The organism is Hydrocoleum sp. CS-953 (genome assembly GCF_002260545.1).
Taxonomy (GTDB): Bacteria; Cyanobacteriota; Cyanobacteriia; order Cyanobacteriales; family Microcoleaceae; genus Trichodesmium.
In genome coordinates, this window is sequence record NZ_LGSU01001186.1 from 1 (window position 1) to 7,688 (window position 7,688).

Below are 7,688 nucleotides of genomic sequence, written 5' to 3' on the forward strand. Positions count from 1 at the left end.
CGGGTTTGGCAGGAAAAGTTGAAGGGTAGGTTGGCAGAATGGGTGGAGAAGGATAAGGATGATGGGGCGTTGTTGCGGGGGTTGCTTTTGGTGGAGGCGGAGAAATGGCATCAGGAAAGGTTGTCGGAGTTGAGTCAGGAGGAGCGGGTTTTTATTCAGTTGAGTTTGGAGTTGCGCGATCGGGAACGGAAACAACGACAGCGCCGGAGGCAGTTAACTGTTTTCGGGTTGACGGTTGGTTTGGTTTTGGTTTCTGTGGCGGGGATATTTGCAGAGTTTCATAGACGTAGGGCTGTTGAAAGTGAGCAAAATGCTGAGATGAGAGCTAAAATAGCTACTTTAGAATCCCGTTTTGATCAAAGTTTAGAGACACAGTTAGATATCATCAGACTTGGGAAACAATTAAAAAAACTGCAAAATGATCGTCAAATTAAACCTGACATACCTTTTAGGACAGCAGGAATATTACAAAAAATGAGCGACTGGCGGGAGTCTAACCGCCTAGAGGGGCATCAGAATTGGGTCATCAGCGCAGAATTTAGCCCCGATGGTGAGTTGATAGCTACTGCAAGTCGTGACAAGACAGTGAAACTGTGGAAACNGCAGAATTTAGCCCCGATGGTGAGTTGATAGCTACTGCAAGTCGTGACAAGACAGTGAAACTGTGGAAACGAGACGGCACTCTGGTGAAAACCCTAGAAGGGCAAGATGGGGTCTCTAGTGCCAAATTTAGCCCTGATGGTGAATTGATAGCTACTGTAAGTGGAAATACAGGCAAACTCTGGAAACGAGACGGCACTATGGTGACAACTTTAGAAGGGCATCAGTATTGGGTCCACAGTGCCGAATTTAGCCCCGATGGTAACTTGATAGCTACGGCAAGTGATGACAAGACAGTGAAACTCTGGAAACGAAACGGTACTCTGGTGACAACTCTAAAAGGTCATCAGGANAACTTGATAGCTACGGCAAGTGATGACAAGACAGTGAAACTCTGGAAACGAAACGGTACTCTGGTGACAACTCTAAAAGGTCATCAGGATGAGGTTGACAGTGCAGAATTTAGCCCCGATGGTAACTTGATAGCTACTGCAAGTAATGACAGCACAGTGAAACTGTGGAAACGAGACGGTACGCTAGTGAGAACTTTAGAAGGGCATCAAGATGGGGTCAGCACTGCCAAATTTAGCCCTGATGGTGAGTTAATAGTTACTACAAGTGCTGACGACACAGTGAAACTGTGGAAACGAGACGGCACTCTGGTGAAAACTCTAGAAAGGCATCCGGTGGGTGTTAGCAGTGCCGAATTTAGCCCTGATGGTAACTTGATAGCTACTGCAAGTGGTAAGACAGGCAAAATATGGAAACGAGACGGCACTCTGGTGAAAACCCTAGCAGGGCATCAGGATGCAGTCTATAGTGCCGAATTTAGCCCCGATGGTAACTTGATAGCTACTGCAAGTGGTAAGACAGGCAAAATATGGAAACGAGACGGCACTCTGGTGAAAACCCTAGAAGGGCATCAGGATGCAGTCTATAGTGCCGAATTTAGCCCCGATGGTAACTTGATAGCTACTGCAAGTGGTGATAACACAGTCAAACTCTGGAAGTTTAATCTTGATAACTTACTCCAGCATAGTTGCGACTGGGTGCGTGACTATTTGAAAAATAACCCCAATGTGAAAGAAGAAGATCGCCGTCTTTGTGACGACATCAACTAAAAATTAACTATAAAATTTCTTAGTAAGCATGAGGTACACTGCAGGAGATCCCCCCTAACCCCCCTTGAGAAGGGGGGAACCGGAAGTATCCCTTTTTCAGGGGGATTTTTTCATTATATTGCTCTCTTTCTATAGATTGATCTTCTATTCATCTATTGTCCAATAGTTAGGGCGTACTGATTAAATCTAAAAGCATTGACAGATAAAGGTTTCAGCCTTTTTGTGTCAAAAATTGATGTTATATTCATCTATTGTCCAATAGTTAGGGCGTGCTGATCAAATATAAAAGCATTGACAGATAAAGGTTTTAGCAATTTTAAGCCCTGAAAAAGTGAGGATTTTAGGGTAATGCGAGGCAGAAAAATCATTCTTACTATTGTTTCGGCATACTTTCATCCAACAAAGCTGAAGAAAAAGGTAGAAAACTCCCATCTGCCTACTTATATCAAATCCGCTTGCTTTGGAGAATAAAGTTTTACCATCAGAAAAGAGCGAAAAATCCTAGTTTGTAGAGGGTTTGGAGACCAAACCCCAACGGCCTTGCATTNATCAATCTATAGAAAGAGAGCAATATAATGAAAAAATCCCCCTGAAAAAGTGAGGATTTTAGGGTAATGCGAGGCAGAAAAATCATTCTTACTATTGTTTCGGCATACTTTCATCCAACAAAGCTGAAGAAAAAGGTAGAAAACTCCCATCTGCCTACTTATATCAAATCCGCTTGCTTTGGAGAATAAAGTTTTACCATCAGAAAAGAGCGAAAAATCCTAGTTTGTAGAGGGTTTGGAGACCAAACCCCCACGGCCTTGAATTCTACCGATACTACCGGATTTGAGATTAATTCTCAGGGTAAACCCAATACCACGAAGGTTTTGTTGGGTTTCGCTACTGCTCAACGAAACCGACATTTTTAGACGTATCAATCTACTACTGGACTGACACTTATGCAATGCTGCCCGGCGACGGATTATTAAATACCTTTCACAGTCTAGATTTTAGCCGTCTAAGGCACCCTACAAATTTTGCTATTGATTTATGTCACCATACTGAGATAAACTAAAATAATCCAACTATCTAATACTACCTAAAATGCACTCCTACTCATTAATTGCCCCTGCTAAAATAAACCTCTATCTGGAAATTATCGGCGATCGCCCAGACAACTATCACGAATTAGCAATGGTCTTGCAAAGCATTAGTTTGGCAGATAAAATAGATATTCGTTCTATCGGTATTGAAAGTATTGTGGTGCGATGCAACCATCCTCTAGTTCCCGCAGATGAGGCTAATATTGCTTACCGAGCTGCTTCCCTGATGAGCAAACAATTTCCAGAAGCACTTGTTAGATACGGCGGGGTTGAAATTACTATCCATAAACATATTCCTGTGGCAGCGGGGTTAGCAGGAGGTTCCACAAATGCAGCAGCAGTATTAGTTGGTCTAGATTTAATGTGGGAACTGGGTTTAACTCACGGGGAGTTGGAAGAGTTGGGAGCGCAGTTGGGTTCGGACGTTCCTTTCTGTATTGGTGGGGGAACTGCGTTAGCAACTGGGAGGGGTGAAGTGCTTTCCCCACTGCCAAATTTAGATCATATTTATGTAGTTTTGGCTAAATACAAAAATCTCTCTATTTCTACACCTTGGGCGTACAAAACTTATCGTCAAGAGTTCGGTGATACTTATGTCACTGATACGGAAGGTCAGGAAAATAGTAGGCAAAGAGTACATTCTGGACCAATAGTATCAGCGATCGCTCACCACAACCACGCTGAAATTGGCAAACTATTACATAACGATCTAGAAAAGGTAGCTTTACCAGAATATCCCCAATTATTAAAATTAAGAGAAGCTTTTGCCTCTGAGAATGTATTAGGTGCTATGATGTCAGGGTCAGGACCAACTATGTTTGCTTTAACAGAATCTCAAGCTCAAGCAGAGGAAGTTGAGGCAGCAGTAAAAGCGAAAATGGCTGACCCAGACTTAGAATTCTGGATAGCACAGTTTAATTCTAATGGTATTAGTATTGCACATTGATGAATTTAGAATTCAGAATTCAGAATTTAGAAGTCATGTCAAATATTATGTTTTAAATAATTAACATTGTAGGTTGGGTTGACGTTAGGAAACCCAACAAAATGAAGAATTCAGGGCGTTGCTGAATTAAGGCATGAATATTAAGTGGGATGGGCATCCTGCCCGTCCAAAAATATTAAGGAACAGGCAAGATGCCTATTCCACAAAACTATTAAAATTATCCCGCATTTATGCAAAGCCGAATTCAGAAGTCATGTCAAATATGATGTTTTAAATAATTAATATTGTAGGTTTGGTTGACGTCAGGAAACCCAACAAAATTTAGAAGTAATATTAAATATCATGTTTTAAATAATTAATACTTGGAACGATTTCCTATTCCCTTACCTTAACTGAAATTACCGAAAAATAAAGGTATAAAGCCTCTCCTTTCAAGGAGAAACAAAAAAAATTTCCTTTTATTCAATCCTCTTCCTTTTAGGGAGTGGTAATTATCAATTATCAATTATCAATTATCAATTATTGAACATGTCTCAAACAATATTAAAACCCCAAAAAACAATTCCACCCCTAGAAAATGGAGACCGACTAACCTGCCTTGAATTTGAACAGCGTTATGAACAAATGCCTCATGTTAAAAAAGCTGAATTAATTGAAGGAATAGTTTATATGGCATCAGCGTTACGAATTAGACAACATGGTAATCCTCATGCTTTTATTATAACTTGGTTAGGCACATATTGGTCAATTACACCAGGGGTTGAAGTAGGGGATAATTGTACAGTACGTCTGGATGCCGACAATGAACCTCAACCTGATGCTTTACTCAGAATTATCGAAAATGGACAATCTATAATTAGCGAAGATGACTATGTAGAAGGTGCCCCAGAATTAATCGTCGAAATATCAGCTAGTACAGCTTCTATTGACTTACATGATAAATTAAAAGTTTATCGACGTAACCAAGTTCAAGAATATTTAGTTTGGCGAATTTATGATGGAGAATTTGATTGGTTTCGGTTAAGAGAAGGCAAATATATTCAACTTCAACCAAATGAAAAAGGTATTATTTGTAGTGAGTCTTTTCCTGGATTATGGTTAGATAGAGCAGCTTTACTTACAGGAAATTTAGCTCAAGTATTAGTAACTTTACAGGAGGGGGTGAATTCTTCAGAACATCAAAATTTTGTCAAAAAATTAACGGCAAAATCTGATTCATAACCAATTTCATCAAATCATTTTTTATTTGTAATTCAAACATTCAGAAACTATGACAAATTCAACTTCTAAATCAAACAAAAAATCTACTCCTAAAGTAAACCCTTTACAATGTTTAGCAAGTTCTATAATTTCTGGTGGATTAGCCACACTTGCCTATTTATTGATGAAATCAATTGCTGAGACATTTGCTAGGAAACCGATTATTTCAGACAATGTTTTTGTGGTGAATATGTCTAGTGCTGTTCGTACTTTAGTAGTAGGAGTTATTGCTTTTGCAGCCTGTATGTGTGCTATGGTTACTGTAGGTTTAATTGCCTTGGCTATACAAACTACAATTCAGGGATTTAGCAACAAAGAAATGCCTCCAAATGAAGGTTGAAGTTCAATAATTAATAATTAACAATTAATAATTAATAATTACCNATTTCAGTTATCAGTTTTTCGGACTTATTTTTAAAAATAAGAGGATTGGTTAAAAGCAATTTATTTCTTTATTTTATCCTTGAAAGGAGAGGCTTTCAACCTTCTTCCTTACCTTCCCTATACAATACCGATGCTAGCAGACATGATATGATTTGTGAAAAAAACTTTAGGGGTTTGGAGGCAAAACCCCTACGATAAAATAAGAACAGGTAATTATCAATTATCAATTATCAATTATCAATTATCAATTATTAAAAAGCTTAATTACACCTTGGTCAAAAATATGATTATTAACATCAATTCCTCTAACAATTAAACGGTCATTATAAACGTCAAAAGCAGCAAAACTAAAATCACTTGTAGCATATTCAGTCCACTCCGATATATCTACAAGACGTTGTTTTGCTCCAGCACCACAAGTCAAATAAGTCGTACCATTAATTGGGCGAGTTCTTTCATAATCATGTTCATGTCCGTTAATATAAACCTGCACCTGATACTTTTTAAATAGAGGAGTTAAAATCTCAATAAATTCTTCATTTAAGCCATACATTCCCGAAGAATAAATTTGGTGATGACCAAATACTATTTTCCACGGTGCTTTACTGTTACTTAGTTCTTTTTCTAGCCAATTTAATTGCGCTTTCCAGTCAGCATTAATATTAGTATCTAAGGCAAAAAATTGAATAGGTTGATACTCAAAAGTATAGTATCTTCCTGCCATATTAAAATTTGGATATTCTAATTCCCATTCTCCATTATTACTTCTCAGATCATGGTTACCCAGACAGGCATAAAATTTCACTTTATTGTCAAGTAAAGCTTTGTATGGTTTCTCAAAAACATCGCCAATTTTTTCAATTTCTCCATCCTCATAAATATTATCACCACCAAGAATTACAAAATCAAAAGGATATTGTAAATAATAGCGTCTCATAGCTTCAGCTACAGCAAATTGATCTTTGCCTCCTGTACCAGTATCGGCAACAGAAACAAACCGAAAAATAGGATTAGTTTTGAGAGGGGAAGCATTGCTTAATTCTAGTGCATTAGTATGAGTGTTAAACATTTTTGTTAAAATACCAGCAAGAGTGACGCTATTTAGACCAGTTAAAAATAAAAATTGACGACGTTTTATACTCATAATTAATGAGAAAATAAATTAATAGGACTTACGCACCCAAACAAGAAACTGGGTTTATTACCCTGGTTATTGTTTCTCAGGAAATTTCATTGATAAACCCGGTTTCTACGTCAGTCCTAATTAAGTAGAAAAAGGACTATAGTCCAGAGTACAAATTTGTCTTTTATTAATTTATCGTTTTATTAGTCGATTTGCTTCCTCCAAAAGGTATAGAAAAAATGTCAGAAGACCAATCAAACCAACCAAATTTAGAACAACCTGAAACAGAAGGAGTTTCTCAGGAAACAACAGAAACTCCTTCTATCACATCCGAAACCCAACCTCAAGAACAACCAACTACTGAGAATGAATCAGTTGTGGCCAAACCTGGACTTTGGCAGCAAGGTTTGGGGTTAGTTCGTTCCTTACTCCCAGAGTCCCTAAGTCAGAAGTTTTCTGATGGGTTGTTGACTGGGGCGATCGCTGGTATTTTTGCCCTAATTCTGGTAATTATTTTTGTTTCTTTTCCTTCTAGTAAACCTACTACTGAAGTGGCGGATATTCCTGTTGTTGCGGAGTCTGAATTAACAGAGGCGATACCTACCGAAGAGTCTCTACCTGCTACAGAAAATGAGGAAATTTCAGATTTGACATTGCCAGAAGCTCCTGAATCTATCGAACCTGTTGCGCCGGAACCTCCAAAATTAACACCAGAGCAAATTTTTCTAGTGTCAATTCAAAATCAGATTGATGATTTAGCGAATCAATATGGTGGTGGAATTGTTGAGTCTTTAAAGTTTGATTTACCCAGTAATTTATTAACTGTTGAAGTGAAGAATGATTGGTATTATATGAGTCAAGAAGAACAAGACGAATTAGTTAATCAAATGTTTGAGGAGGCGCAAAATTTAGAGTTTGATAAATTGGCATTAATTAACTCTCAAGGTAGAATGGTAGCTCGGACTTCAGTGATTGGTTATAATATGGTTATTTTAGAGCGATCGCTCTTAAAATTACCAGGGTAATTTTAAGCATTCAGCTATTAGCATTCAGCATTCAGCTTTTGAAGGTAATAACTTACCGAAATATTGTGGTTTAAAGCCTCCCCTTTTAAGGGGATAATAAATAAAAATTTTCCTGTTTGTCAATCCTCTCCTTTTCAAGGA

Annotated in this window: 8 protein-coding genes; 7 read left to right on the top strand and 1 reads right to left on the bottom strand. The window is 38.1% G+C overall.

Annotated elements, in window-relative coordinates; translation table 11 throughout:
• Positions 1-474 precede the first annotated feature (474 nt).
• From AFK68_RS45715 to AFK68_RS19345, 6 genes are all read left to right on the top strand, one after another.
• The coding region (locus AFK68_RS45715) for a WD40 repeat domain-containing protein (protein ID WP_371357453.1) at positions 475-601 on the top strand (127 nt) is incomplete at its 3' end.
• Positions 602-626: 25 nt separating this feature from the next.
• The coding region (locus AFK68_RS45720; RefSeq protein ID WP_371357454.1) for a WD40 repeat domain-containing protein at positions 627-952 on the top strand (326 nt) is incomplete at its 3' end.
• A gap of 4 nt (positions 953-956) precedes the next feature.
• Positions 957-1,721, top strand: coding sequence for a WD40 repeat domain-containing protein (locus AFK68_RS45725; RefSeq protein ID WP_371357455.1), 765 nt, complete (start codon positions 957-959; stop codon positions 1,719-1,721).
• Positions 1,722-2,810: 1,089 nt separating this feature from the next.
• On the top strand, positions 2,811-3,755 hold the full coding sequence (ispE, locus tag AFK68_RS19335) for a 4-(cytidine 5'-diphospho)-2-C-methyl-D-erythritol kinase (RefSeq protein ID WP_094674269.1): 945 nt from the start codon (positions 2,811-2,813) through the stop codon (positions 3,753-3,755).
• A 528-nt stretch (positions 3,756-4,283) separates the two neighbouring features.
• On the top strand, positions 4,284-4,976 hold the full coding sequence (locus AFK68_RS19340; RefSeq protein WP_094674271.1) for a Uma2 family endonuclease: 693 nt from the start codon (positions 4,284-4,286) through the stop codon (positions 4,974-4,976).
• Positions 4,977-5,025: 49 nt separating this feature from the next.
• The gene (locus AFK68_RS19345) at positions 5,026-5,355 is read left to right on the top strand and encodes a DUF3082 domain-containing protein (RefSeq protein ID WP_094674273.1); all 330 of its coding nucleotides are present in this window, start codon (positions 5,026-5,028) and stop codon (positions 5,353-5,355) included.
• 288 nt (positions 5,356-5,643) lie between these two features.
• On the opposite strand, the gene AFK68_RS19350 is transcribed toward AFK68_RS19345, so the two are convergent.
• Positions 5,644-6,543: a metallophosphoesterase gene (locus AFK68_RS19350; RefSeq protein WP_094674275.1), complete on the bottom strand. Its 900-nt coding sequence runs from the start codon at positions 6,541-6,543 to the stop codon at positions 5,644-5,646.
• A 218-nt stretch (positions 6,544-6,761) separates the two neighbouring features.
• On the opposite strand from AFK68_RS19350, the gene AFK68_RS19355 reads away from it, so the two are divergent.
• Positions 6,762-7,547, top strand: a complete 786-nt coding sequence (locus AFK68_RS19355) for a hypothetical protein (RefSeq protein WP_094674277.1) — start codon at positions 6,762-6,764, stop codon at positions 7,545-7,547.
• Positions 7,548-7,688: the final 141 nt, after the last annotated feature.